Source organism: Mycobacterium sp. HM-7 (assembly GCF_053852335.1).
In genome coordinates this window covers 22,384-48,440 of sequence record NZ_CM132657.1, presented here as the reverse complement: position 1 = coordinate 48,440, position 26,057 = coordinate 22,384, and the positions used below count along the sequence as shown (strand labels likewise).

Annotated in this window: 27 protein-coding genes and 1 tRNA gene; 12 read left to right on the top strand and 16 right to left on the bottom strand. The window is 67.3% G+C overall.

The window, feature by feature from the left end; genetic code table 11:
- Nucleotides 1-18 precede the first annotated feature (18 nt).
- Nucleotides 19-330: a GNAT family N-acetyltransferase gene (locus tag ACWW1C_RS00245; RefSeq protein ID WP_455981554.1), complete on the top strand. Its 312-nt coding sequence runs from the start codon at nt 19-21 to the stop codon at nt 328-330.
- A gap of 49 nt (nt 331-379) precedes the next feature.
- Here ACWW1C_RS00245 and ACWW1C_RS00240 read toward each other — a convergent pair whose 3' ends face one another.
- The 5 genes from ACWW1C_RS00240 to ACWW1C_RS00220 form a co-directional block, all read right to left on the bottom strand.
- Nucleotides 380-886: a pyridoxamine 5'-phosphate oxidase family protein gene (locus ACWW1C_RS00240; RefSeq protein ID WP_455981553.1), complete on the bottom strand. Its 507-nt coding sequence runs from the start codon at nt 884-886 to the stop codon at nt 380-382.
- Between the two features lie 83 nt (nt 887-969).
- Nucleotides 970-1,626 (bottom strand): enoyl-CoA hydratase-related protein, encoded by a 657-nt coding sequence (locus ACWW1C_RS00235; protein ID WP_455981552.1) that lies wholly within the window; start codon nt 1,624-1,626, stop codon nt 970-972.
- Nucleotides 1,623-2,249: a TetR/AcrR family transcriptional regulator gene (locus ACWW1C_RS00230; protein WP_455981551.1), complete on the bottom strand. Its 627-nt coding sequence runs from the start codon at nt 2,247-2,249 to the stop codon at nt 1,623-1,625. Before ACWW1C_RS00230 ends, ACWW1C_RS00235 begins: the two co-directional genes overlap by 4 nt.
- A gap of 54 nt (nt 2,250-2,303) precedes the next feature.
- Nucleotides 2,304-3,977 carry a serine/threonine-protein kinase gene (locus ACWW1C_RS00225; RefSeq protein ID WP_455981550.1) on the bottom strand — a complete coding sequence of 558 codons (1,674 nt, stop codon included), beginning with the start codon at nt 3,975-3,977 and terminating at the stop codon, nt 2,304-2,306.
- 48 nt (nt 3,978-4,025) lie between these two features.
- Complete coding sequence (locus ACWW1C_RS00220; RefSeq protein ID WP_455984490.1) at nt 4,026-5,657, bottom strand: metallophosphoesterase; 1,632 nt, start codon at nt 5,655-5,657, stop codon at nt 4,026-4,028.
- A 567-nt stretch (nt 5,658-6,224) separates the two neighbouring features.
- On the opposite strand from ACWW1C_RS00220, the gene ACWW1C_RS00215 reads away from it, so the two are divergent.
- The 3 genes from ACWW1C_RS00215 to ACWW1C_RS00205 all read left to right on the top strand — a co-directional run bounded on the left by ACWW1C_RS00215 (nt 6,225) and on the right by ACWW1C_RS00205 (nt 11,313).
- Nucleotides 6,225-7,388 (top strand): S1C family serine protease, encoded by a 1,164-nt coding sequence (locus ACWW1C_RS00215; protein ID WP_455984489.1) that lies wholly within the window; start codon nt 6,225-6,227, stop codon nt 7,386-7,388.
- A 141-nt stretch (nt 7,389-7,529) separates the two neighbouring features.
- Entirely contained in the window at nt 7,530-8,123 is a 594-nt protein-coding gene (locus ACWW1C_RS00210) for a DUF3592 domain-containing protein (protein ID WP_455981549.1), read from the top strand.
- Nucleotides 8,124-8,226: 103 nt separating this feature from the next.
- Nucleotides 8,227-11,313 carry a BTAD domain-containing putative transcriptional regulator gene (locus ACWW1C_RS00205; RefSeq protein WP_455981548.1) on the top strand — a complete coding sequence of 1,029 codons (3,087 nt, stop codon included), beginning with the start codon at nt 8,227-8,229 and terminating at the stop codon, nt 11,311-11,313.
- Between the two features lies 1 nt (nt 11,314).
- Here ACWW1C_RS00205 and ACWW1C_RS00200 read toward each other — a convergent pair whose 3' ends face one another.
- Nucleotides 11,315-11,716 (bottom strand): hypothetical protein, encoded by a 402-nt coding sequence (locus ACWW1C_RS00200; RefSeq protein WP_455981547.1) that lies wholly within the window; start codon nt 11,714-11,716, stop codon nt 11,315-11,317.
- Nucleotides 11,717-11,720: 4 nt separating this feature from the next.
- Nucleotides 11,721-12,452: an LpqN/LpqT family lipoprotein gene (locus ACWW1C_RS00195; RefSeq protein ID WP_455981546.1), complete on the bottom strand. Its 732-nt coding sequence runs from the start codon at nt 12,450-12,452 to the stop codon at nt 11,721-11,723.
- A gap of 234 nt (nt 12,453-12,686) precedes the next feature.
- Here ACWW1C_RS00195 and ACWW1C_RS00190 point away from each other — a divergent pair, with 234 nt between their 5' ends.
- From ACWW1C_RS00190 to ACWW1C_RS00180, 3 genes are read left to right on the top strand one after another with little or no spacing between them, the layout of a single operon-like run.
- The gene (locus ACWW1C_RS00190) at nt 12,687-13,223 is read left to right on the top strand and encodes an anti-apoptotic protein (protein ID WP_455981545.1); all 537 of its coding nucleotides are present in this window, start codon (nt 12,687-12,689) and stop codon (nt 13,221-13,223) included.
- 9 nt (nt 13,224-13,232) lie between these two features.
- Nucleotides 13,233-14,591 (top strand): neutral zinc metallopeptidase, encoded by a 1,359-nt coding sequence (locus ACWW1C_RS00185; RefSeq protein WP_455981544.1) that lies wholly within the window; start codon nt 13,233-13,235, stop codon nt 14,589-14,591.
- 24 nt (nt 14,592-14,615) lie between these two features.
- Nucleotides 14,616-14,930: a hypothetical protein gene (locus tag ACWW1C_RS00180; RefSeq protein WP_455981543.1), complete on the top strand. Its 315-nt coding sequence runs from the start codon at nt 14,616-14,618 to the stop codon at nt 14,928-14,930.
- Between the two features lie 5 nt (nt 14,931-14,935).
- Here the strand turns inward: ACWW1C_RS00180 and ACWW1C_RS00175 are convergent, their stop codons facing one another.
- From ACWW1C_RS00175 to ACWW1C_RS00165, 3 genes are read right to left on the bottom strand one after another with little or no spacing between them, the layout of a single operon-like run.
- On the bottom strand, nt 14,936-15,454 hold the full coding sequence (locus ACWW1C_RS00175; RefSeq protein ID WP_455981542.1) for a nuclear transport factor 2 family protein: 519 nt from the start codon (nt 15,452-15,454) through the stop codon (nt 14,936-14,938).
- Nucleotides 15,451-16,071, bottom strand: a complete 621-nt coding sequence (locus ACWW1C_RS00170; protein ID WP_455981541.1) for a TetR family transcriptional regulator — start codon at nt 16,069-16,071, stop codon at nt 15,451-15,453. The genes ACWW1C_RS00175 and ACWW1C_RS00170 overlap by 4 nt, the downstream gene beginning before the upstream one ends.
- A 2-nt stretch (nt 16,072-16,073) precedes the next feature.
- On the bottom strand, nt 16,074-16,898 hold the full coding sequence (locus tag ACWW1C_RS00165) for an SDR family NAD(P)-dependent oxidoreductase (RefSeq protein WP_455981540.1): 825 nt from the start codon (nt 16,896-16,898) through the stop codon (nt 16,074-16,076).
- Between the two features lie 84 nt (nt 16,899-16,982).
- Between ACWW1C_RS00165 and ACWW1C_RS00160 the strand changes: the two genes are divergently transcribed.
- Together ACWW1C_RS00160 and ACWW1C_RS00155 are read left to right on the top strand one after the other, a co-directional pair.
- A complete protein-coding gene (locus ACWW1C_RS00160) occupies nt 16,983-17,849 on the top strand; it encodes an LLM class F420-dependent oxidoreductase (RefSeq protein WP_455981539.1) in 867 nt (288 codons plus the stop codon).
- A complete protein-coding gene (locus ACWW1C_RS00155) occupies nt 17,846-18,343 on the top strand; it encodes a nuclear transport factor 2 family protein (RefSeq protein WP_455981538.1) in 498 nt (165 codons plus the stop codon). Before ACWW1C_RS00160 ends, ACWW1C_RS00155 begins: the two co-directional genes overlap by 4 nt.
- Here ACWW1C_RS00155 and ACWW1C_RS00150 read toward each other — a convergent pair.
- From ACWW1C_RS00150 to ACWW1C_RS00125, 6 genes are all read right to left on the bottom strand, one after another.
- Nucleotides 18,340-18,945, bottom strand: a complete 606-nt coding sequence (locus ACWW1C_RS00150; protein WP_455984488.1) for a TetR/AcrR family transcriptional regulator — start codon at nt 18,943-18,945, stop codon at nt 18,340-18,342. The genes ACWW1C_RS00155 and ACWW1C_RS00150 overlap by 4 nt on opposite strands.
- Before the next feature lie 112 nt (nt 18,946-19,057).
- Complete coding sequence (locus tag ACWW1C_RS00145) at nt 19,058-20,104, bottom strand: DUF6670 family protein (RefSeq protein ID WP_455981537.1); 1,047 nt, start codon at nt 20,102-20,104, stop codon at nt 19,058-19,060.
- On the bottom strand, nt 20,104-20,937 hold the full coding sequence (locus ACWW1C_RS00140) for an SDR family NAD(P)-dependent oxidoreductase (protein WP_455981536.1): 834 nt from the start codon (nt 20,935-20,937) through the stop codon (nt 20,104-20,106). The genes ACWW1C_RS00145 and ACWW1C_RS00140 overlap by 1 nt, the downstream gene beginning before the upstream one ends.
- Nucleotides 20,938-21,037: 100 nt before the next feature.
- The gene (locus ACWW1C_RS00135; protein WP_455981535.1) at nt 21,038-21,256 is read right to left on the bottom strand and encodes a hypothetical protein; all 219 of its coding nucleotides are present in this window, start codon (nt 21,254-21,256) and stop codon (nt 21,038-21,040) included.
- 126 nt (nt 21,257-21,382) lie between these two features.
- A complete protein-coding gene (locus ACWW1C_RS00130) occupies nt 21,383-21,838 on the bottom strand; it encodes an SRPBCC family protein (protein ID WP_455981534.1) in 456 nt (151 codons plus the stop codon).
- A gap of 174 nt (nt 21,839-22,012) precedes the next feature.
- Nucleotides 22,013-22,095: transfer RNA gene (locus ACWW1C_RS00125), tRNA-Leu, on the bottom strand.
- 278 nt (nt 22,096-22,373) lie between these two features.
- On the opposite strand from ACWW1C_RS00125, the gene ACWW1C_RS00120 reads away from it, so the two are divergent.
- The 3 genes from ACWW1C_RS00120 to ACWW1C_RS00110 all read left to right on the top strand — a co-directional run bounded on the left by ACWW1C_RS00120 (nt 22,374) and on the right by ACWW1C_RS00110 (nt 26,054).
- A complete protein-coding gene (locus ACWW1C_RS00120; protein WP_455984487.1) occupies nt 22,374-23,939 on the top strand; it encodes a DUF3662 and FHA domain-containing protein in 1,566 nt (521 codons plus the stop codon).
- Nucleotides 23,940-24,063: 124 nt separating this feature from the next.
- Complete coding sequence (locus ACWW1C_RS00115) at nt 24,064-24,531, top strand: FHA domain-containing protein FhaB/FipA (protein ID WP_455981533.1); 468 nt, start codon at nt 24,064-24,066, stop codon at nt 24,529-24,531.
- The gene (locus ACWW1C_RS00110) at nt 24,528-26,054 is read left to right on the top strand and encodes a PP2C family protein-serine/threonine phosphatase (protein ID WP_455981532.1); all 1,527 of its coding nucleotides are present in this window, start codon (nt 24,528-24,530) and stop codon (nt 26,052-26,054) included. The genes ACWW1C_RS00115 and ACWW1C_RS00110 overlap by 4 nt, the downstream gene beginning before the upstream one ends.
- The last annotated feature ends 3 nt before the right edge of the window (nt 26,055-26,057 follow it).

Sequence of the window (26,057 nt, the reverse complement as noted above, 5' to 3'; positions counted from 1 at the left end):
AGGGTTACCGTGGCTTCCATGGCCACTGTGAGCACCACCGACAAGACCGGAGCACCCACCACCGTCACCGCGGAAGCCGGACGATTCACCATCGCCGTCGACGGCAAGACGGTCGGGTTGATCGACTACATCGACCGGGACGGCCGACGCATCTTCCCGCACACCGAAGTTCAGCCCGAGTACGGCGGCCGTGGGCTGGCGACGATCCTCGTTGCCGAAGCATTGGACGCGACCCGGGCCGCAGGGTTACGCATCGTCCCGCAGTGCTCGATGGTCAGCGGATACATCGCCAAGCACCCTGAATACGCGCCGCTGGTCGACCGGGCCTGAGTGGTTTGGGCGCGCTCCGTATCGGAGAGTGATACGGGGCGCGCCGAGATCACTCCTGGTTCAGGTATTGCGCGGTCGAGCCGCTGATCGGCATGTCCGGCATGCCCAGCTTGCGGTGGTCCCAGCTGCGCATGCGGCCCGGCACCACGCGGACCGCGACGCGGTTGTTCATCATCTGGTCGACGAACGGGCGCATCTCGTCGGTGTACGGGCCGGTGTAGCGCTCCCACACGCTGATACCGACACGCAGGCAGGTGTCGGGATCATCGATGATCTCGGCAGTGCCGTCGATCGAGACTCCGCGCAGCGTGCCGTAGGTGTCGCCGTCCTCGATCATCACGGTGATGGTCGAGTCCCGGCGCAGGTTGACCGCCTTCTGCGACTTGGCCTTGGTCTCGAACCAGATTTCGCCATCGAGCACGGCGTACCACATGGCCACCAGGTGCGGCCGGCCGTCAGCCAGGACGGTGGCCATGGTCGCGGTCCGGCTCCGATCGATGAACTCGACGATCTCCTCGTCGCTCATCACGATCTTCTTGCGCTCGTTCTGTCCCACGCTCTTATGCCTATCAGGCGGCGGCAGCGAGCTGCCCATCGGACCCCGCAGCGAGCTGCCCGTCGGGCCCGGTCGCGGGGCCGTTACTCGGCCCGCAGCGCCGCGATCGCCGGGCCGAACATCGTCGCCTTGATCGCGGCCATGGTCGCCGAATCCTTGCCCGCCACCGGAAGCACGAGTTCCACCGCGGCGGGGACCACCGCGTCCTCGGCCGCGGCGACCTCCACCAGTGCGTACTTGGCGGCGTCGTCGCCACCGAATCGCCGGCCCGTGGTCATCGACGCGATCGCGGCCTGCGGAGTCAGCTTGGCCTGGATCAGTGCTGCCATACCCGGGGTGAACGGAATCCGGATGTCGACCTCGGGGAAACAGAAGAACCCGCGGTCCGAGCGCATGGTCCGGTAATCGTGGGCCATCGCGAGCATGGCGCCGGCGCCGAAGGCGTGCCCGTTTACCGCGGCGGCCGTCGGAATCGGCAGGGTCAGCACTCGCGCGAAGAGCGCGTGGACCCGTCCGACGTACGACTGCATCTGGTCGCCGTGCGCCATCAGCCAGTCGAGGTCCAGCCCGTTGGAGTAGAACTTCCCGGCGCCGGTGGTGACGAGCCCCTGAGCGCCGCCCGCCACCAGATCGTCGATCGCGGCGTTGATGTCGTCGAGAAAGCCCAGGGAGAAACGATTCTCGTCGTCGCCGAGATTGAGGACGGCGATCTTGTCCTGGTAGCTGACGGTGATGGTCATGGTTGTTTCCTCCTGGTTGGGGTGGGTTCGTCGGCGAGGACGGCACGGACCGCGGCGGTCAGCCGGTCACGGGCCCAGCTGTTGCTGATTCTGTTGCGGGACAGGATGATTGCGGTCGGTAGATCGACGATGCACACCGTGATGGCGTCGACCGCCGCGCCGTCGCGGCGGTTCCACAGGTGCGACGACAGCCGCACCATCAGGTCGACCAGTTGGCGGTCGAGGTCCTTGAGTTCGGCCGCGAGCGGCTCCGGCAGGTCGGGGCCGAGCAGTTGGTCGCGCTGCACCCGCCACACCAGTTGAGCCGACTGCCGCCGGCGTTCGTAGAACACCGCCGGGGCCTGCGCGGCGGCGACGACGGCGTCCACCGGATCGGCGGCGTTGTCGGTCAGTGCGGCGTCGACCAATTCTGTTTGCACGTCGAGGAATCGGCGGGCGGCACGCAGCCACGTGCGGGCGACGAGTTCGGTTCGCGAGCCGAAGTTGTGATAGATGGCGCCGTTGGAGACACCCGCCGTCGCGGCCACCGAACGGGTGGTGACGCCGGCCGGCCCGACCTCGACGGCCAGCGACTCGGCGGCGTCGAGCACCGCATCGAGGTCGTGGACACGGGGACGGGGCACCTGATCACAGTAACAGAGCAATCGCTCCGTTACTACTGGGCGGACGCGCGCCCGTTACGGCGGATAGATCTGCTTGATGGACCCGTCGGCATTGGCCTGGATGTATCCGGTCCCCGGTGCGGTGGAGTGAATCGCCAGACCCAGGCCCCCGCCCTCTTCGCCTTCGATGATCAGGTACAGCGGCGAGCCGGGCTCCGCGCCCATTTGTTGCGGCGCGCCGGCCATGGTGGCGGCCACCGCCTGTGCGTTGATGGCGCCGAGATCCGCCAGCACGTCGAACGAACTGGTGCTGGTGTCCGAGCCCCACTTGCTCCAGCTGCCGCCGCGATACATGAAGCTCTGGTCGACGTGCTTGTTGGTGGGAGAGACGCGATCCATGATCGCGTAGTCGGGGTAGACCACGAGCTTGAAACCCATGGCGTCCCCGAACTTCGCTTTGATGGTCCCGATCAGATTGGTCAGACCGTCTGCGGTCTGCAACTGACTCGGTCCCGGCGGCGTCGATCCGACGCTGGAGGCGGGTGTGGACATGCTCCCGGTCGGGTACGCGCCCGTCCCGCCGGTGCCGGTGGATTTCGACGGAAACAGTTGCGCGCTCGGGTCATTCGTCGCCTGGGGCTGATCGCCCGAGCCGGTGTCGGACCACATCACATAAGCCACGCCGGCACCTCCGAGGATGACCACCGTGACCAATGCCGCGACGATCACCACCGCCGAGTTGCGCCACCACGATTGTGCCGGTTGGGCATTCGCCATCTGGGGCGACGACCACTGCGCGGACCCGGCACCCAGACCTTGCGCCGGGTTCGCGTACTGAGTGTGCGCGTGCGCGGGATACGACTCAGGGCCGGTCGGCGGGTAGGGGACCGCCGGGGCGCCCCAGGCGGACGGCGCGACCGGCTGGGCGGGCTGCACCGGTGCGCTCAGCGCGGCGCGGGCCGCGACGGCGAGGTCTTTCGTTGTGGCATAACGCAGTTCGGGGTCTTTGGCCATTCCGGTGGCGATGACCTGATCCATATATGCCGAAATTCCCGGCCGCATGGTCGACGGCCGCGGCGGATCCGAATAGAGGTGGCTGGTGATCTGCCGCTCCATGCTGTCGCCCGGAAACGGTGGGGCGCCGACCAGACATTCGTGCAACACGCACGTCAGCGCGTAGATGTCGGAACACGCGTCGCACCGGTCGCTGGTGAACCGCTCGGGAGCCATGTAGGCGACCGTGCCGATCGTGGCGCCGGTATGGGTCAGCTTGGTCTCGCCGGCGGCGCGCGCGATGCCGAAGTCGATGAGGTACGCGAAATCGTCTGGCGTGACCAGGATGTTGGCGGGTTTCACGTCGCGGTGCACCAGCCCGACCCCGTGCGCGGCACCGAGCGCGGCAGCGATCTGCTCGACGATCGAGACGGCGCGCTCGGGTGCCAGCGGACCGTCGGCCAACAGCTCCTGGACGGTCTTTCCGTCGATCAGGCGCATCGTCACGAAAAGGCGGTCGTCGATCTCACCGAAATCGTGGATCGGTACTACGTGCGGTTCATCGAGCCCGGCTGCGGCGTGTGCCTCCCTGCGGAACCGCACCTGGTACTGCTCGTCGTCGGCGAAGGTCGGAGGCAGCACCTTCATCGCGACGACGCGCTTCATGGTGGTGTCGTAGGCCTTCCAGACCTCACCCATGCCGCCGCGACCGAGCAGCTCAATCAGCCGGTACCGGCCGAACGGTGTCCCTTCCACCGGCTAACCATAAGACAGGCATGACTGCCGTACCGGCTGATGCACGGGTTACGCGCGCACCCTGCGGCGATAGGTGACTTTGTCGAATTCCCGGCCGTGTTCGTCGACCGCGGTCACGTCCATCTCGCTCAGGAGCTGTCCGGGCCGGACGTCGACGCGGATGAACGCGTAGTTGCGGAAACGCACCCGCGACCAGCCGACCGCCTCCGCTTTCTTCTTGCCCTCGGACGTCCAGACGTAGCTGTTCGGGACGAAGGTGTCGGGGGCTTCGTGGCCGCGGTAGCTCTCGGGCTCACCTGGCTGGAAGCCGTATCGCGGCCGGCCGGCGCAGCCCACGGTGTAGTAGACGGTGCCGTCGGTCTCCGCCTCGACGGTCGAGTTGTCTCCGGCGACCTTGGTGGGGCGGTCGGCGCGGATCGGATCGGTGCGCTCGTACACGTGGTTGTGTCCCTGCAGCACGAGATCAACCGAATAGCGGTCGAACAGCTCGCACCACGCCGCCCGCACGCCGCCGTCGCTGGCGTGTGAGTCGGTGGTCGAGTACGCGCAGTGGTGGAAGAAGCAGACGATGAAATCGATAGCGGGGTCAGCGCGGTACGCGGCCAGGGTGCGCTCGACCCAGGAGTTCTGAGTACCGTCGGAATAGCCGGTGTTGGAACGGATTTCGAAGCTAACGTCGTTGGCGTCGAGCGACAGCACCGCGACATTGCCGTACGTGAACGAATAGACCGACGGGCAGGCGGCCGGGCCGTTGTCCGGAAAATCCATGCGCGCCAGGTGACCGCCGTAACCGTGACTCGGATACGAAGCCTCCATGTCGTGGTTACCGGTCGCGAACATCCACGGCGTGCTCGCCGCGCTGGCCTCGATCGAGCTCAAGTAGACGTCCCAGACGAACGGGTTGTACTTGTCGAAGCCGTGCGCGGCCTTGCCCCCGGACGGCACGAACGACAGCGGCTTGCCACCGCCGGACGGGTCGGCGTAGGCGATATCTCCGGCCAGTAGGTGGAATTCGGGGTTGGACGCGATGATCTGGTTGAACACGTTGGCGGTGTGCGGGACGTCGGGCTCGTTGTCCGGTTTGTAGTAGCTGTCGTCGTAGTCGCCGCGCTTCAGCCCGGCCGGCTGACGCGGGATGTCGTCGGTGCCCTGGTCGCCCATCATGGTGAACCGGAACGGCGCCAACGCCTTTCGCACGCTCGGCATCGCCGTCTTCGCCGACCGCACGTCGCTGACGAAGCCGTCCTCGGTGCGCCACCGGTAGAAGTGCGCGGTGCCGCCGGGCAGACCGTCGACCGGGACATGGGCGTAGAACTGCTCGGCCGCCAGCACGCCGCGGTCGCTGGTGGGGATCTGCGTGACGAGGTTGCGGACCTCGGCTTCGATGGTTGCACCCAGCTGATCGGTGGGACCGTGGTCGACGAAGACCCTGGTGCTGCCGGGATTTCGCGACAGCTGCGCGGCCAGCCGGAGCTGTTCGGTGGCGTCACCGCCGAAGCCGACGCGTCGGTTGGCCACGCTCAGCGGCGCGTCCTGTGCGTAGGCGCGGCGCCCGAACGGCGCCAGTCCCAGGGCCGCCACCGCAGCGGCGGCCGCCGATCCACGCAGAAAATTCCGTCGCGATACGCGGTGCCGGCGCAGGTACCGCTGATGCCAGTCGTACTGCTCGGCGATGGTCATGGTCGTCGACAAGTCGTCGGCGATGCCCGTGTCCGGGATTTCACCGGCGGCGGTCAGTCGGGTCGGACGCACCCGTCGATCGTGGCTCAGCACGGCCCGTTCCGCGAGTCCGACACCAGAATCAGGGCCGAAGTTCAGCAGGGGTTCACGGAACGGCGATCAACGACGGCCACACCCTGACCTGGACCCGCCACCGGCCCACGACGGCGCTCAAGTGATCTGAAAAGTCTTTGGCTGTCCCGAACTCTTTCTCAGCAACGCCTCAGTTGGCGACGGCACGGTGGAGACATCAAGCGCGAGCACGCATGTCTTACCGACGTTTCGAGAAAGTAGTCAACGCCAATGAGACACCCGTCAGAACAGCCGACTCCGGACAACCAGCACCTCTGGTCGCGGCAGTATGCCGCTGAACAGGAGAAACTCGTCCAGTGGAGCAACGACCGTTACCGTCGCCACCACGCTTCCGACGAGTACACCCAGCCGCTGCGAACTCCGTACGCGGCGCCGCAGCAGTACCCCGCCGCACCCGTACCGCCGGCGCCAGCTAAGCGATCCCGCTCCGGCCTGCTGGCCTTCGGCGTCGCCGCGGTAGCCATCGCGGCAGGCGCGGCAGGCACCATGGCCGCGGTCGACCACTACGGCAGCATGGCGCCGACGGCGCAGGTTCCGCTCGCCGCAGGGGTTCAGAACCGCACGGTGCCGGCGGCTGTCGCGGCCGCACCGGCGCCGGCCGGTTCCGTCGAGGCGGTGTCGGCCAAGGTGTTGCCGAGCGTCGTGAAACTGCAGGTCCAGACCGGCCAGCAGGGCGGGGAGGGGTCGGGCATCGTCCTCACCGCGGACGGCCTGATCCTGACCAACAACCATGTGGTCGCCGAGGCCAATCAGACTGCTGCGGAACAGGATGCGCTGCCCCGCAGCCTGAGCCCCGGTGGCGGCCTGCCTCGCGGCATGACCGGCGGCGGTCAGACCAAGGCCACCGTCACGCTGTCCGACGGCCGCACGGTGCCCTTCACCGTGGTGGGCGCCGATCCGGCCGACGACATCGCGGTGGTCAAGGCCCAGGGCGTGTCCGACCTGACGCCGATCAGCATCGGATCCTCGAAGGACCTGCGCGTCGGACAGAACGTCGTGGCCGTCGGCTCGCCGCTGGGCCTGCAAGGCACCGTGACCACCGGCATCATCAGTTCGCTGAACCGTCCGGTGAGCACCGGTGACGAGCAGACCGGACAGCAGTCCGTGATGAGCGCCATCCAGACCGACGCTGCGATCAACCCCGGCAACTCCGGTGGCGCGCTCGTCGACATGAACGGCAATTTGATCGGCGTGAACTCGGCGATCGCATCACTCGGTGGTGGCCCGGATTCCGGTGGCTCCCAGCCCGGCTCGATCGGACTCGGCTTCGCCATCCCGGTCGATCAGGCCAAGCGCATCGCCGACCAACTGATTTCGACCGGTACCGTCCAGCACGCCTCGCTGGGCGTCAAGCTGGCCGCCAACAGCGCCCAGGGCGCGGCAGTGGCCGGGGTCGTCGCCGACGGTCCCGCCGCCGCGGCCGGCCTGGACAAGGGCGCCGTGATCACCAAGGTCGACAATCAGCCGATCGACGGTCCTGAGGCGCTCGTCGCGGCGATCCGGTCCAAGGCTCCCGGTGACAGCGTCACCTTGACCTACGCCGACCCGTCCGGCGCAGAGCACACCGCGGCCGTGACTTTGGGACAGACAGAGGCTTGATTCCCAACCCTGTGAGGGTTGTGTACGCGGAACCCGAGATACGCGTACACAACCCTCACGGGTGTCTTCGGCCGCCCCGGCGCCAAGCGGATTCCAATCGCGCCGTCCTACCCTCTCCGTGCCGACATTTCCGGAGGGGCCATGCGCGTCGAGTACATCGTGGTGCTGGTCGCCGTCATCGTGATCGTGGATATCGCCGTTCTCGTTGCGCTACTGCGCAAGCACCGCACCCGTGCCAGGTCTTCCGACCCGGCGGCAACCATCGCGACAGAACTCGGCGCCGACGTACCCAAGAAATCCGTCGCACCGGTCCTGGCGAAAGCGTTCCTGGCGGTCGGGTTGTCATTGGCCGTCGCGGCCGGTGTCTGCGCAGCGTTTGTCGCCCAATCGAATTCGTCCGACAGTCACGCCGACGGCACTGTCGTCGAGTTGGTACCCAGCGGCGGCGGCAGTAGCCCGCGCTACCGGGCGCGCGTCGAATTCGCCACGGCCGCAGGCACCCACATCCGCTTCCTCGGCTCGATCAGCACCAATCCGCCACCGGCCAAGCTCGGCGAGCATGTCGACGTCCGGTACCGCCCCGACAACCCGCATGACGCCACGATCAACACCTATTGGCAGGTCTGGTTCCTACCCACCCTGCTCGGCATCATCGGCGCCCCGTTCCTGCTGGTGGGCACCGGGTTCGGGATCGCGGGCCGGGCCGGCCGCAAGCGCGAACCGGAAATTCTCTGAACTGACCAACCCGCCAGCAGATTGACAGGCTCATCTGGGATGCCGCAGGTCACGCGCGGATGTATCGTCTCCCCAGTTCTGAATTTGCTGTGAATCGGGGGAAATGGTCCAGTACTACCTCTCGGGTGCAGTAGCCGCCCGGGTCGACGGCACGCCGGCGGCGCTCGGCGGACCGAAGCAGCGGTGCGTACTGGCTGTGCTAGTGGCCAATCACGGCACGGTGGTCAGCATCGACCGCCTGATCGACGCCGTCTGGGGCGACGAACCACCCCCGAAGGCACTGGCCTCGGTGCGCTCCTATGTGGCCAACCTCCGTCGCGTCCTCGACCCGGGCGCCGAATTGGGGCATGACCAGACCGCCGAGACCCGCCGGGCCGACAGCCAGAGCCAACGGCTCTCCTCCCATCCCCACGGCTACCAGTTGAACCTGCTCGCCGGCGATTCCATCGATCTGCTCCGCTTCGAAAACCTTGTCTCGAAAGGCCGGACGGCGCTGATCCGCCATTCGGCCGGGGCCGCCGTCGAGATGCTGACCGAGGCGCTGGCGCTCTGGCACGGAGATCCGTTCGGCGAGTTCGCTTATCACGAGTTCGCCGCACCCGAGGCCATCCGCTTCGCAGCCCTGCGGACCACTGCTATCGAGGCCCGCTTCGATGCCGCGCTGCAACTCGGGGGCGGCGGCGAATTGGTACCCGAGATCGAGGCGGCCCTGGCGGAACACCCGCTGCAGGAACGGTTGTGGGGCCATCTGATGCTTGCCCTGCACCGGTCCAACCGCACCGCCGACGCCATCCAGGCCTTCGAGCGGGCCTGCACGACCCTCGACCGCGAGGTCGGCGCGCGGCCCGGCGAAGGCCTGCAGACCCTCTTCGAGAAGATCCGCGACGGGGCCGCGGAACTGCGCGTCGCACCGGCACCGCACGTGCTGAACCCCGATCCCGATCCGGCGGCACCGCCCCCGTTCGTCGGCCGGGACACCGAGCTGGGTGCCGTGACCGCGGCGGTGCGTCGAGCCGCGGGCGGCGCCGGCGGCGTGACGCTCGTGACCGGCGACAGCGGCATCGGGAAGACGACTTTGGCGCAGGCCGCCGTCGACCGCGCCCGCGCCGCGGGTATCGCGGTGGCCTGGGCCGGCCACCCGAGCGGGGTGAAGCTGCCGCTGCTGTGGACCTGGATCCAATTACTGCGCCAACTGGGCGGCGAGCTCGGCACCGCCGGCCGCAAGGCCGTGCTGCGGGAGGCCCCCGGCGTGGTCAACGCCCTGGTGCCCGAATGGCACGGTGACGACGACCTCAACGCCGGCAGCCGGTTCGCGCCAACGGGATTCGCCTTGGTCGAGAGAATCGTGTCGGCGCTGCGCGAGCTGTCGAGTATCGCCCCGCTGGTGCTCGTCATCGACGATCTGCAGCGGGCGGATCCCGCGTCGATCAACACGCTCGTCCTGCTCGCCGAAGAATTCCCGCGCATCCCCATCCAGGTCGTCGGTAACTGGACGTTCTTCGGGGCCGACCGACCCATGAACCGGTCGTCGTTCGAACGCATCGTCCGGTCGAACGACACCGTCACGCTCCATCTGGACGGCATCGACTGCGCGGCCGCCGCACACCTCGTCGACGCGGTGGCCGATAGCGCGATCCCGCCGGCCGTCTCGGCGCAAGTCTGGGAGCAGGCCGGCGGAAACCCGTTCTACATCAAGGAACTCGCGCGGGCGCTGGACACCGACGGCGCCCCGCAACGCGGCCATCCCGCGCTGTCGGACGCGGTGGTCGGCATCGTCGGCCGGCGCCTCGGCGTACTGGACCGGCCGTGCCGTCGGGTGCTCTGCGCGGCCGCTGTCGTCGGGCCCGAATTCAACGTCGCCGACCTGGCGGACATCGTCGACCTGTCGGTCTCGACGGTGCAGAGCCGGCTGCGCCCGGCGTATCAGACCGGCCTGCTCGACGAACTGCCCACGCGCCCGGGCGCTTACCGGTTCAGCCACGGCCTGGTGCGCGACGCGCTCATCGCACAGCTCGCGACCACCGATCGCACCAGCGTCCACGCCGCGATCGCCACCACCCGGACGGCCACGCTGCCGACGGCCGCGTACGAACACGTCATCGCGACGGCCGACCATGCCTGGCGGGCCGGTGCCGAGCTGAATCCTGATGTCGCCCTTGGCATTCTCGAGGTCGCCATCCAGCGGGCCCTGAACCGTTCGGCGTACCACGACGTCGCCGGGCTGGCCGAGCATGCCTTGCAGATCGGCGACCGGCTGCCGGCCAAACCCGAACACCTGGACCGGCAGGCCACCCTGTGGCTGCATCTCGCGGGCGCGAAGAACATCCTCGAGGGGCAGGCCAGCGAGTCGGCCGCGGCGGCCGTCCAGCGGGCTTTCGAGATCGGCCAGGAAGTCAAGGGCCGCAACTTCTATGGCGCCATCGCACTGCAGTCCATGCTGCTGTGCGCGCACGGCCGCATCGACGAGGTCGAGATCATCGCCATCGGCCTGCAAGACCAGTACGACAAGTCCGGTGATGCGGTGATCGGTCTCGTCAACGACTTCGTGCATATCCTGCTGTACACCCTGCGCGGCAATACCGACATGCTGATCAGCACCGGCCTGCACATGATGGACAACTTTCCGCCGCCCGAGACGGTCACCGATCCGCTGCACTTCTTCCATCCCCGCGTCTACTGCTGGATGGCCATCGCCGAGGCCGTCCGCGGCGACTCGGACGCGATGCACGAATACCACCGCCGCGCACTGCATCTCGCGCAGAGCCGCGGCGATGTGTTCAACATCCTGGCCGCGCGGCTGACCTACGTCGAATGTGCGGCGGTCCTCGGTGTCACCGACGGCATCGTCGAACTCGCCGATCAGGTCGACGTCGAGTTCACCGCGGCGGGCAGCCCGCAATGGGCTGCGTGCGCGCGCATCGTCCGGGTCTGGGCGCAGGTCATCGGCTCCGGCGACGGGGACGCGGCAGTCGCCTTCCAGGCGTTCGACGAATACACCTGCGATGGCACCACCGTCATGAACACGATGTTCCTGTGCCTGCTCTCCGATATCGAGTTGCACCAGGGCCGGCCCGACAGCGCCCACGCACTGGTGCACCGGGCGAGCCGCCTGGCGGATGCCACGGGCGAACAAGCCTTCGCCCGTGGCATCGCGCAGCGGCTGGCGGCCCAGTCGGTCGAGCCCGTGTAGGTCAGGATTTCACGGTCCGGTCGGGCAGCTCCTCACGCCACTGGCGCCAGATCGCCCGGTCCGTCATCAGGTCCAGCACACTGCCGAACCCGGACGGATACACCAGGGAGACAACCCATTTGCGAGAGTTCCCCCGGCTGACCTCACAGCCGCCCCGGTACAACTGGCGTAACCAGGTGACCGTCACCGCGTCGCGTGGGAAGTCGAAGATCACCACCTCCTCGCCTGCCGACAGTTTCGCCTTGTAGTCGGTCAGGCCCAACTGGTCGTCGACCCACTTCGAATACTCGGACGCAAGGCACCGCACCTGGGTGTCCGTCAGCTCCAGTTCGACGTTCACCCACCAGGTGTTGGTTCGGCTCTTGAGCAGATACGCCTTACTTCGGGGTGGCGCCGTTGCCATTTCGTCAGAAGGTGATCTTCAACGATTTGTCCACTGCGTCCAGCGCCTCGAACAGCTCGTGGCCCTGGCTCTCGTCGCTGGTCGCGTTGATCTGCAGCACGTACAGGCCGTCGGGCCCCTTGAAGACCACCGTCTCCTGCCCGAACGCGGCCTTGCCGCCGCTCTTCAGGTTGTACGTGCCGGCGATACGGAACGCCGGGAAGCCGGCCGAGGTACCCGCTTCCTCACCGACGGACTCGAAACCGGGGAGGTTCTTCACCTCGCCGCCGGCGAGCTTGAGCAGCTTGTCCGGATCCACCGGACCGTCCAGGCGCGACACCAACGCGACGATGTTCGCCGTGTAGTCGGTGCTCTGCGCGCCGGGTCCGGTGTAGACGAGGGCGCCGTACGCATAATCAGGCGTGTCCTCGCCGGCGCTGTCCCAGCCCGTCGGGCGCTCGATGTCCACCGCGGGAGCACCCGGATCCCCAGGATGGATCGACGTCTCCTGAATCTTCTCTTCCTTGATGTAGTCGGCGATCGTGGGGTTCGTGCCGGACTCCTCGGCCTTGCGCGGCTTCAGCTTCGGCGCCGCCTTCGTCGACGACGTCGCACTCGAGCTACTGCTCGAACTCGACGAGCTGGAACTGGAGCTGGTCGAGCTCTTGTTCTTGTCACCGCCTCCGCAAGCGCCCAGCGTGATGCTCAGGCAGACCGCGGCGGCGATGGCGATGACAGGCCGATGCGACATCTGCATCGTGACTCCTCAGGGGTAGACGACGGACGTCGGTCACGTCCTCGGCGTCACGATATGGACGCCCGATTGGAATTCCGTTGAACCCCGCGACGCACGCGGTTGGAACGCGGCGGTCACCAGCCGGACCTGCACGGAATTCCAACCGGATTCCAATATCGCGGCGCTAACTTTTGCCGTCCGCTTGATAAGTGCGGCGCCGGTGGCTGGCGCCCGAACTCGGAAGGGGTTGGCGACATGACCAACACGACGTGTCAGAGGCTCGTTCTGGCATCCGCGATCACGGTTGCCGTATTCGGCGCCGCTGCCTGCTCCAGCGGGACACCGTCGGTGAGCAAGAAAGACGTCGAGAGCCAGATCATCACCAAGATGACCGGGGCCGACGGCAAGAAGGCCGATTCGGTGACCTGCCCCGAGAATCTCGCGGGCCAGAAGGGCGCCGAGGTCAACTGCACCATGAAGGTCGGCGACAAGACCAGCACCGTCAACGTCACGGTCACCAGCATCGAAGGTGACAACGTCAAGTTCGACATGATCCAGACCATCGACAAGGCGCAGGTCGCCAACCAGATCAGCGAGGAGCTGAGTCAGCAGTTCGGCACCAAACCCGAATCGTTGACCTGCCCGGAAAACCTGAAAGGCACGCCCGGCGCCACGCTGCGTTGCGAACTCAAAGACAGCGGCCAGACGTACGGCGTCACGGTCACCGTCAACAAGGTCGACGGCTCCGACGTGAACTACGGGTTCAAAGTCGACGACAAGCCCACGTCGTAACCGATGGGAATGCACCGGGCACTCTGGCGGGCATCCGCGCTACTGGCGGCGTGCACCCTCGTCGTCGCCGGCTGCGGTGACAAGCAGCTGAAACCACAGGCGGGGCCGTCGTCGTCGACGAAGCAGCTGGCCCCGCCCGTCGAGATCCACGGCGACACCTCGGATCCCGTGAACAAGCTCGTCGCCCAAGCCATCGGCGAAATTCAAACCTACTGGCAGAGCGAGTTTCCCAAGCTGTACAAGAAGGACTACACACCGGTCGAGGGCGGCTTCTACGGCGTGGACCCGAAGAAGGGCCCGGTGCCGCCGTGCGCGGACTCACCGGCGGACGTCGCCGGCAATGCGTTCTACTGCTCCAAGGGCGACGACGTCGCCTGGGACGCCACCGGGCTGCTGCCCGACCTGCGAAAGAAGTTCGGTGACTTCGTAATTCCGGTCGTGCTGGCCCACGAGTGGGGCCATGCGATCCAGGCCCGTGCGAACTTCCAGGGCGAGACCGTCACCAAGGAAATCCAGGCCGACTGCTTTGCCGGGGCGTGGGCCGCGCACGCCAAAGACACGTACAACCCCAGTGCCGACGATCTGGACAATGCCCTCGCCGGTTTCCTGTTCCTGCGCGACGAGCCCGGCACCGCCAAACACGATCTGAGTGCGCACGGCAGCGGGTTCGACCGGGTGAACTCGTTCCGCACCGGATTCGACAAGGGTCCGAAAGTCTGCGCGGACTACCGCAACGGCGACCCGGTGGTGGTCGAGCTGCCGTTCAACAACGCCGCCGATCAGGCGGCCGGGGGCGACGCCCCGTATGACGCGATAATCGAAGGTGTCCCAGCAGATCTCGAGGACTACTTCACTCAGCTGATCCCCGAGCTGACCGACGGCAAATACGACTGGACCCCGCTGAAGGCGCCGCGCAAGATCGATCCGGACCAGGCGCCCGACTGCGGCGGCAAGTCGATGAAGGGCTCGGTGCTGTACTACTGCGTCGACGACGACTATGTCGGCTTCGACAACGTCAAGACGATGCCCGACATCTATGACAGCGGCGGCGATTTCTCGGTGGCGACGCTCATCGCAACGCAGTACGGCCTGGCGGCGCTGATGCGAATGGGTCAGCCGCAGGACAGTAAGCAAACATCGTTGCGCGCAGACTGTTTGGCCGGTTCCTGGGCTGCCAGCATCCTGCTGCACAACCGCCCCGACAGCAGATACAGCCTGTCGCCAGGTGACCTGGACAAGGCCGTCGCCGCACTGCTGCTCTACCGCACCGACGGCGGTGACGTCGAACACCACGGCCAAGGGACCGAACGCGTCGATGCCTACCGCCGCGGTGTGTACGACGGCGCCAAGCCCTGCCTGACCCTCTGACATCCCTCATCAAGGAGCCCTTTCATGACCCAACCCGACCAGACCGCCGTTACTCAGGTCGAGGCCCCGGAGGACGACAAGACCTCCGCCTGGCGTGCCCTGCTGAACGCGATGCACCCGAAGACGTTCTTCTCGATGGCCGATGGCTATCCCGTTGGCGTCAAACAGTTTCTGCAGTTCTGCCTGCTGCTGATCTACCCGGGATGGCTGATCGCGGCGCCACTGTGCGCGGCCATCTACGCCGCCGGGTACGGAGTCCTGTGGGTTCTGTTCTGGCCCGTGCGCGCGTGGATGAAGACGAACCGCCCCGAGGAGTACGCCGCCAGTCAGCGCAAGTGAGCGCGCTACCGCCGCTTGAGGAAGTCGAAGAAATGCGGTGTGGTGTCGACCCGCAGCCGCGTCAGCTTGCGGTAGCTGATCAGCCACTGGCCGTCTTCGCAGCGGTACTGCTCGTGATAGTGGCCGTAGCCGTGCAGATGTTCCTCGGCACCGCCGTTGGTCCACCACAGCTGGTCCTCCATGGCCCAGATGCCGGTGGCGGTGGTGTCGCCGGTCAGCTCGATCTCGGGAGTATGGCCATGGTGGACGGTCGTGACGGTGGTGCCGCCGTCGAGCAGTGACCGAATGGCCCGCGTCAGTGGTTCCTTGCCGACGACGCGGTTCTGACTACCGGGCTTGGGTGTCCAATTGTTGTTGTCGGGCAGGCCATCCCAGGTTTCGGATATGACGTCGTCGGTGTGCAGCGTCGGATAGATCTCCCACTGCTTGGTGTCCATGCACCGCAGCCGGCGGGCGAAGGTGCGCTTGATGGCCTCGATGGCGTAGGCCTGATCGCCGGTACTCAAGGTGATGTGGGCCGTCATTGGTCGCTCTCGCTTCGTCGGGTTCGGGGCCGCTTGCGCCAAGGCGCCAGCAGCAGTTCGCAGGCGCGGCGCATGTCGCGCTCGGCTTGCTCGGGCGTCGTCTCCCCGGTGATGGCCCACGACAGGATGCCGTACGCGCACTGCTCGAGCAGCAGCGCGATCTGGGTCTGGTCGGCCGTGGGCGCCGCGATCCCCGCGACACCGAAGATGTTCCGCCGCAGGTTGTAGTCGCCGCGGGCCGTCGACTCGGCGCGCCGGGCATTGACCGACGTGATCATCGCGCGGGCCAACTGCGGACGGGCCAGCATGTTCCGGATGATGCCCGCCATGAACTCGGTGACATCGGCGACCGCGTGCCCCGTCGTCGGGCCCGGCGGTGCGGCGGTCTGGGTGAGGTGAAACAGCAGCGCCGCGAACAGATGATGCTTGGTGGGGTAGTAGCGATAGACGGTGGTGATGGAAACCTCGGCCTGGTCCGCCACATCCTGCATCCGGACTTCCTCCAGTCCGTGGCGCGCCCCGAGGCGCGCTGCGGTGGCAAGGATGCGGTCGCAGCGGTCGATCTGTGCGGGAGTTCTCGGAGTCGCCGGTTCCCGGTCCAGTGGTGCGCGGGGCATGGTTATGCCGGCGGTCCGGCAGGCGTGCCCTGCAACATCTTCTGGATCATCGCGTGGGACGCCAACAGCACCTTGCTGCGATCACCGGTGGGGTGGACCGTGGGGTTGTCGGCGTGCATCGAGACGATGTGCACCGGTCCGTTGGCGAGATTCGCGAGGCCTTCGCGCGCGACGTCAGCCGGATCGGAGGCAGGCATCCCGGGGATGTCGAAGTTGAGGCCCACCCGCTCCATCGCGGGTGTCCTGGTGAGGCCGAGGACGAGCTCGAGCACGTGCACGTTGTGTTCGCGCAGCTCCAGCCAGAGACCCTCGGCGTAGATGCGGCTGAATGCCTTCACACCGCCGTACACGGTGTGCCGCGCTGATCCGAGGTGGCCGCTCAGCGATCCGACCAACATCAACCCGCCTCGGCCCCGATCCCGCATCGGTGCTCCGAAGTGGTGGACCAGTCGCAGTGGCGTGGTGACGTTCAGGTCGATGACCCGCTGAAAGGCGGCGAGGTCGCCGTCGAGGAACTCCGCGCTGTGGGTGTTGGCGCCGGCGTTGTAGATGAGGAGTCCGACCTCCAGATCGGCTGTGGCACTGCTGATCTGATCGACACTGGCGTCGGTGGTCAGGTCGACGGTGAGTGCGCGCACGGTCACGCCGTACTCGCGACAGCGGGTGGCGGTGGCCTGGAGCGGCTCCGGTTTACGCGCGATCAACACCAGGTTGATGCCGGCCTCCGCCAGCAGCGCCGCGAACTCGGCTCCGACACCTTCCGAGCCACCCGCGATGACGGCCCACGGCCCGTATTGCTGCAACTGCAGTGCGTCCACGCTAGACAAGTCCCCACTCCATATCTAAAATTCATTTTAGTTTTCTGCGTCCGAGGGTATCCGATCCAGGCGCCACGACGGAAGGGCGCGTGCATGCGGATAGGACTACAGACGCCGGTGGTCATCCAGGTTCCCGCCACCGCGTCGACGTGGGAAGCGACTGCCGGCGCCGCGGAGATCGGCGAGATCGCCGCCGTCGCCGACCTGCTCGGCATCGACTTCCTGACCTGCTCCGAACATGTCGTCGTGCCGACTGATGTCGCGGCGACCCGGGGCTCCACGTACTGGGATCCGTTGGCCACCTTGGCTTTCATCGCCGGACGCACGTCGCGGATCCGGTTGGCGACCTCGGTGCTGGTACTGGGCTACCACCATCCGCTGGAGATCGCCAAGCGCTACGGCACGCTGGACCAGGTCAGCGGTGGACGGCTGATCCTGGGTGTGGGTGTCGGCTCACTCCGCGAGGAATTCGACCTGCTGGACGCGGCGTGGGACGACCGTGGCGCCCGGGCAGACGAAGCGATGTGCGCGCTGCGTGACGCGTTGGCGACCAATCACCCAGTGCACCAAGGTGAGTACTACGCATACAACTCCGTCGTGATGGACCCCTGCGCGTTGCAGCCGCGGGTACCCGTCTGGGTGGGCGGCCGGACCCGCCGGTCGCTGCGCCGCGCCGTCGAACTCGGGGACGGCTGGATGCCCTTCGGCCTCTCATCAACAGAGATCTCGACAATGCTTGCTGCCGTGGACCTTCCGGATCCTTTCGACGTTGTGCTCGCGACGCCGCCGCTGGATCCGATGGGTGCACCACAACGGACCCTCGACGAACTCGGCGCGCTCGAAGACGTCGGCGCGACGTCCGTCACGTGCGTGATCTCTTCCCGATCCGCGGCGCACTGCTGCGAACAACTCGGCGCCCTGGCGGACCTGGCAAATCTGCCCGCCACGGAGCAACGATGACCGAACAGCGGCTCGCCGAGCTCGAAGCCCGTCTGCGACGCATCGAAGACGAACGCGCCATCGAGCGGATGATCGCCTCCTACGGGCCGCTCGTCGACGCCGGCGAGGCAGAGGCCGTTGCCGCGATGTGGGCACCGGACGGCGTGTACGACGTCGAGAACTGGATCATGACGGGCCGCGACGACGTCGCCTCGATGGTGCGCTCGCGCGGTCATCAGGACTTCATCACCACCGGATGCACGCACTTTTTGAGTCCCGCCGTCGTCACGATCCACGGTGACGACGCCGTGGCGGTGTGCGAATCGACGCTATTACTCAAGCGCACAACGACTTACGAAGCCATCCGCGCCGGCGTCAGCCACTTCCACCTCCGTCGCGCCGCCGGGACGGCGCATGGCTGGCAGATCGTCAAACGCGTCACCCGGCTCCTCGACGGAACCGAGCCGCCCCGGAGATTGCTGGCGGAGGGCGTCGACGGACGGATCGTGAACTAATCCGTCGCGCTTTCGAGCGTCTGCCCGGCCATGGCCGCCAAGACGCGGTGGGCGCGCGCCACCATCTCGGCGGCGGGCTCGTCGGGATGATTGCGCCAGAACAACATCAGCGCCGACACCATGTGTTCCCACACGCCCGTGGCCGCGACCAGGTCGACGGGATCGGTCAGGCCGACACCTCCGAGGGACCGCGACACACCCGCGAACGCCTGCTGGCGCAAGATCGTCCGCTGCTCGCGTGCCGCATCCCGCGCCGGGCCGTTGGGGACCGACCGGTCGAACAACACGTGCCAGTCGCCCGGATGTCCCTCGAACGTCGTGAAGATCGCGGCCAGCACCGGTTCGCCGGCTGCGGCGCCGGCGCCGGCCAGGTGGTCGGGGGACTTGAGCGCGTCGGCGACGGCCTGCTCGATCTCGGTGCCGATCTTGGTGACGCAGGCGGCGTACACCGCCTCTTTGGACCCGAAGTAACTGATGATCAGAGTCTTGGAGACGTCGGCCTGCGCAGCGATGGCCGCCAGGGACGCACCCGCGTACGTCGCGCGGCTGAATTCGGCGATCGCGGCCTCGACGATCAGCTGCTCGCGCTCACCGCGCGGCACACCCTTGGTGCCGGTTCTGCCGCTGACGGGGCGCGTGGTCATCGGGACAGCCTAATCAGGTGCCCGGCACCTCTGCCCAGGGTTGACCGTTGCCCGGGACGAACGGGCCGGATCAGTCCGGCTGAACGTCGATCCACTCGAGATACGCACTGCCCGAGACCGATCCGGTACCCCAGGTACCGGTATAGGTGTACGCGGCGGCGTATCCCGGCCCGTGGCCGTGGCGCCACGGCGCGTCGACGGTGCCGATCAGGGCCAGGATTTCCCGGTCGCCATCACGCACCGACCACTTGAACTTGCGGGGCCGTCGCATCGTGTTTCCACGATCGTCGACGAGGGGCTCGCCGTATTCGGTGACCGCGAAATGCACGTCGGAGTACACCTCGGTCTCACCGCCGAGCACGCGCACGTGAGCCAATTTGCACGCGGTCCGGCCGCGGGCGCGGACGTCGGTCAACAGCACCTGGGTGCGCTCGTCGAGGTTGATGATCTGGTAGGTGAAGAAGTCCAGCGGCAGCTTGAGTCGGGCTGGTATCGGCCGACGCGTAAGTGCTTGGTGCGTGCGGATTCTCGCGTATTCGAAGGTGCCGAGACCACTTACCCGCACCCCGTCGACGGTACCGGTGTAGGGGGCGAGCAGGCTCAGGTGGTCGTAGACGGGCGACTTCACGAAGTATGAAACCTGTTCCGTGACTTCGAGTTTCAGGTCGACGCCGAACTGGGGGTAGCGGCCTCGGACGACGACGTGCGGCAGCGCGACATTGATGGCCAGATCCTCGGCCCAGCGCAGCCGGCGGCCGTCGGCGGTGAACCAACAGTCGGTGTGCATGTCATACGCCCGATAGAACCGCTGGTCCGCGTGCGCCGTCGAGGAGAAGACCGTGGCGGTATCGCGCGCATCGGGCGCCGCCAGGTGGTCGAGATCGAACAGCTCGGCGCCTGACGCACCCAGCAGTGTCATGGTGTTCACGTAGCGGTACGGATCCGGCAGGTCCGGCACGAAGACGCCGAAATGCGTCACGCCCCAGGCCCGCGAGAGATCGTGGGGCTTGAGGATCTCAGGGGCGTCGAATGGTTGGCGCGAGGCCGGGATCCGGCTGTCGATCAGCGGCAGCACACCGTCGATGACGACGCGCGACAACGCGCGGGAGATGTTCATCAGGTGAGCGCCGCGATCGCGCGGTCAGCCGCAGCGGGCGAGAGGTAGTCGATCGTCGGCAGGACCGCCCGTAGCACCGCGGGACTGACCTCCACCGGCTGATGGGTGACCGCGCGCACGATCCAGCGGCCCGCTTCGTCCGCCGACAATGCCGGCGCATCCTCGTATTCGGCTGTGGGCGCGATCATCTCGGTGCGGACCAGCGGGAAGTACACGTTGGTGGCGGTGATGCCGCGGTGCGGCCGCTCGGCACCCAGGCTGCGGCCGAAGATCGCCAACGCGCTCTTGGAGGCGGCGTACGCGGAGAAGCGCGGAAACGTGTTGGCGTGCAGGCCCCAGGTGCAGACGTTGATGATCTGCCCCCGGCCCCGCTCGATCATGCCCGGCAACAGGCCCAGGCTCAGCTGGACCGCTGCCAGGTAGTTGAGCGCCATCGTGCGCTGGTAGTCGTGCAGCCGGTCGGTGGCGTCGGCGATACTGCGGCGGATCGAGTGGCCGGCGTTGTTCACCAGCACATCCACGCGTTCCTCGGCGAGGTCGGTCAGCAGCCGGGCGGTGGCGTCCTGATCGGCGAGATCGCAAGTGCGCCAGGAGCATCCAGTTTCGGCGGCGAGTGTTCGGAGTTCGTCTTCGCGGCGGGCGACGGCGATGACGGTGGCGCCGCGGGCGCTGAGCTGGATGACTGCCTGCCGCCCGATACCCGCCGAGGCGCCGGTCACGACGATGGTCAGGTCGCTGACGTCGCGGCCCGGACCGGCCAGTGCGGCATCGAGTCGCTCGGGCAGCAGGGTGCGGCGCTGGACGAGATCCATCACGGCATTACGAATGGACATGGCTTCCTCCCACACGGTGTTCTCACCGGGACCCGGCCGATATTACCATGTGGTCACTTGAGCTACGCCGCGCCGGCGACGGCCCCCGAACCCCAGGGCTCTACAGCCGATACATCTCGCGCTCGGTCGCCGCTTCCTCGAACAGCAAGTCGGGGCGGCCGCGATACATGGCGGGCACAAGTGCGGCGGGGGATCGGCGCACCCGAACCGCGGCGATCCTGTCCGCCCAGGTCGGATTGCCAATTACGTTGCGCTGGAATCGAGTTCGCGGTGCGGCGACGACCGCGGCCAGGCTCTGCCGGCAGGCGAATGCAGTCATCGCCGAACCCTATGGGTCGGCACCGGCGGTGCGCATCATGCTGCGGGTGGCTCCGTCGTCATACCGCAGACGGAGCAGGGTGTTCACGGCGTCAGACCAAACTGAACCGCGGTGAACACATGGGTATCAGACGGCCTCGACCTCGGCCTTGATCCGGTTGAGCGTGGTCGTCATGTCCCGGATGTTGCGCCGGGTGCGCAACTGGCCACCGAAAATGCCGAACACGGTGTCGAGCAGGCCGGGCGTCATCCAGAACGATTCGGTGACGTCCGTGCCATCACCGGCGGGCGCAAGGGCGTAGTGCCAATTGTTGACCGCCTTGTCGCCGGCCAGCACCGCGAAACCGAACTCGCGCCCGGGTTCGCAAGCAGTGACGCGGCACGTCGTCCAGTAGATCGGCCCGATCTCGTTGCGCTTGACGTGGCCGCGGAATCGCGCGCCGAGTGCCGGTCCGTCGGCACCGTCCAGCCATTCGGACTCGAACACTTCCGGCGAGTATTTCGGGGTGTTGTGAATGTCGGCGATCAAGTTCCAGACCTGATCGGCGCCGGCGTTCATGTGCACGGTGACCGAACCCTTCATGGCGCGATCCTATCCATCGGCACCGTCCGGCAGGCCACCCTCTTGCCCAGAACAGCCGGCCATCTATGAGTGCTTTGCGCGAATTCCGGGCCGATCCGCCCGCACGGGCTCGCAGCGGCGCTCGACCAAATGCAAAAGCCGCGAATCCGAACCGGATTCACGGCTTTTGTTGAGTGGGCGAAGGGGGACTTGAACCCCCACGTCCCGAAGGACACTGGCACCTGAAGCCAGCGCGTCTGCCATTCCGCCACTCGCCCCAAACAACTGGGAGAGAGTATCACCACCCCTACCCCCGGCTCCAAATCCGCCGCTGACCACCCGGCTTCTGTCCGGCTGGACCCTCAGACAGCGCGAAATGGCGCGATCGGAGGGACCGCGTGCCGGCTCGCCACCTCTTGACCAGCAGCTTTCGAATTCTCACGATTCTGTTGGTCACGTATTACAAGGTCAGGCCGATAACATGCGTAACAGTGCGGTGCGCAGTTATTGCGCACATCACATCTGGACCATCGAGAAGAAGCGAAGGCAGGGGGACATGGGTCTGGTCGACCGGTTCGAGCGCAAGCTCGAGACCACGGTCGGAGACGCTTTTGCCCGCGTCTTCGGGGGGTCGATCGCACCCCCGGAAGTCGAGGCCGCGCTTCAGCGAGAAGCCGAGTCCGGTGCCCATGATGTCGGCGGCGGCCGTATTTTGGCACCGAACGATTACGTCATTACGCTCAGTTACACCGATTTCGAGAAGGTGAACGCCGATCCTGACCTCACACCCAGTGCTTTTGCCAAACACCTTGAGGGATTCGTCCATGAGCGGGGATGGCAAACGTATGGTGAGGTGGTCGTCAGGTTTGAGCCGTCACCTGGCCTTCATACCGGCCAATTCCGCGTCCACGGCGCGGTCAACCCCGACTCAACCGCCGGGCCACCGCGGCCGGCACCCAGCGACCGCGTGCACACCGCAGAACCAGGAGTACCAACGATGACTGACAACCCGACCCACCGCCCCGGCCAGGGACAGGGCCAGCCAGGCGACGAGTACGACTACGGACGGCAGCCCGACGAGCAGCGCGGTCAGCAGTACCCGCAGGACCCGAACCAGGGCTATGGCCAGCCCCCGCAGGCTTACGGACAGCAGCAAGGCGGCTACGGACAGCCGGCCGGCCAGGGCGGCCCCGGTTACGGTCCGCAGGGCGGCTATGGACAGCAGGGTGACCAGGCCGGTTACGGCGCCGGCCCGTCCGGGTACGGCCAGGGCGGCTTCGGTGGACCCCAGGGTGGTCCCCCCGGACCGCCACCGGTCGGCCCGCAGCAGGGTTACGGCCAGCCCGACCAGGGTTACGGACAGCAGAACTACGGCCAGCAGCCCGACCAGGGTTACGGACAGCAGGGTGGCTACGGCCAGCCGCAGCAAGGTGGCTACGGCCAGCAGCCCGACCAGGGTTACGGACAGCAGGGCGGGTACGGCCAGCCGCAGCAAGGCGGCTACGGCCAGCCCGACCAGGGCTACGGTCACCAGCCCGACCAGGGCTACGGTCAACCGGCCGGCCAGCCCCAGCAGAACTACGGCCAGCCGAGCTACGGCCAGCCTTCCGGCCAGGGCGGCTACGGCGAGCAGAACTATGGCCAGCCGCAGCAGGGCGGCTACGCCCAGCCCGACCAGGGTTACGGCCAGGCCCCGGCCGACCAGGGTTACGCCCCGGCCCCGGGTGGCTACGGCGAGCCGGGTTACGGCGGCGGCGCAGGCGCAGGCGCCGGCTACGCCGAGCCCGAGTACGGCCAGCCGGGCGGGTACGGCGGCGGTGGCTACGGTGCCGCCGGCGCGAACGTCACGCTCCAGCTCGACGACGGCAGCGGCCGCACCTACCAGCTGCGCGAAGGCGCCAACGTCATCGGCCGCGGACAGGACGCGCAGTTCCGGCTGCCCGACACCGGTGTCTCGCGCCGGCACCTCGAGATCCGCTGGGACGGGCACACCGCGCTGCTCTCGGATCTGAACTCGACCAACGGCACCACCGTCAACAACGCCCCGGTTCAGGAGTGGCAGCTGGCCGACGGCGACGTCATCCGGGTGGGTCACTCCGAGATCGTGGTCCGCGTTCACTGAGCCCGGTTTCCGTCACCGGCCGGATGATGTTCGCACCGGCCGGTGACCGCCAAAGTATCGTGACGATGCCGACGGCTACCGGGCACCGGGCCCAGCCTCGACGCGGCAACGGAGAGGACGTCGGATGCAGGGGTTAGTTCTGCAACTGACGCGGGTCGGTTTCCTTCTGTTGCTCTGGCTTTTCATCTGGTCGGTTCTGCGCGTCCTGCGCACCGACATCTACGCACCCACCGGAGCCGTCATGGTGCGGCGCGGTCTGGCGTTCCGGGGCACCCTGCTGCCCAACCGGGACCGACGCCGGTACGCGCGCCAGTTGGTGGTGGTCGAAGGAGCCCTGGCAGGCACCCGGATCACCCTGACCAGCCAGCCCGTCCTGATCGGCCGGGCCGACGACTCCACCCTGGTGCTCACCGACGACTACGCCTCGACACGGCACGCCCGGCTGTCGCCGAGAGGCTCCGAGTGGTACGTCGAAGACCTAGGATCGACCAACGGTACATACCTGGACAGGGCGAAAGTGACGACGGCGGTAAGGGTTCCAATGGGAACGCCGGTTCGAATCGGCAAGACGGTAATCGAGCTGCGCCCGTGACACTCGTACTTCGATATGCCGCGCGCAGCGACCGCGGCCTGGTCCGCGCCAACAATGAGGACTCCGTCTACGCCGGGGCCCGCCTCCTCGCGTTGGCGGACGGCATGGGCGGCCACGCCGCGGGCGAGGTCGCCTCACAACTGGTCATCGCCGCACTCGCCCACCTGGACGACGACGAACCCGGCGGCGACCTGCTGGCCAAGCTGAACGACGCCGTCCACGACGGCAACGCCGCAATCGCGGCGCACGTCGAGGCCGACCCCGAACTCGAAGGCATGGGCACCACCCTGAGCGCCATCCTGTTCGCGGGGACGCGGCTGGGCATGGTGCACATCGGCGACTCGCGCGGCTACCTGATGCGCGACGGCGAGCTGACGCAGATCACCAAGGACGACACCTTCGTCCAGACCCTGGTCGACGACGGCCGCATCACTGCCGAAGAGGCGCACAGCCATCCGCAGCGCTCGCTCATCATGAAGGCGCTGACCGGCCACGAGGTCGAGCCCACGCTGACCATGCGCGAGGCCCGCGCCGGCGACCGCTACCTGCTCTGCTCGGACGGGCTGTCCGACCCGGTCAGCCACGAGACCATCCAGGACGCCATGCAGATCCCGGACGTCGTGGACTGCGCCGACCGGCTCATCGAGCTGGCGCTGCGCGGCGGCGGCCCGGACAACGTCACCGTGGTGGTGGCCGACGTCGTGGACTACGAATACGGCCAGACCGCACCGATCCTCGCGGGCGCCGTGTCCGGTCAGGACGACGACACCCTGCCGCCCAACACCGCCGCCGGACGCGCTTCCGCCTTCAACCCGAAGCGCGCCGCAGCTGCAGCGAAAAAGCCTGCGGCACAACTTGATCCACCGGCGAAGAAGAGGCACACCCGGCGCAACCTGATCATCGGCGCCATCCTGCTGATCCTGCTGCTCGTCAGCGGACTGGCCGTCGGGCGCTACCTGATCCGAAGCAACTACTACGTGTCCGGCTACAACGGCTCGGTCTACATCATGCGCGGCGTCCCGGGCTCGCTTCTCGGATTACCACTGCAGGAGCCATACCTGCTGGCGTGCCTCGACACCCACTCCGAGATGACGATCATCGGCGTCGACGACACCCATCCGGGCTGCCAGCCCATGAAGGTCGCGGATCTGCGCGAGTCCGGCCGGGCCCAGGTCACCGCCGGCCTGCCGACAGGCACCGTCGACGACGCGATCCGTCAGCTCAAGGAACTCAGCCACAGCTCACTGCTGCCGCTGTGCGCGCCACCCGTCGTCACCCCGCCGGCTCCCGCACCGGCACCGTCGCTGTCGGTGGTGCCCCAGCCGCCGCGCGGTCCGGCCCCCGGCCCCGAGGCCCCGGCTTCGACGACCCCGACCCCGGCGCCGACGCCCGCACCGGCACCGGCACCCAACCCCTCCAGCCCCGCGCCCGCCCCGACCTCGCCCGCGGCGCCGTCCCCGACGGCCACGGCACTCCCTCCGCCACCTCAGGAGCCGGGCACCAACTGCCGGAACGCGTCATGACGG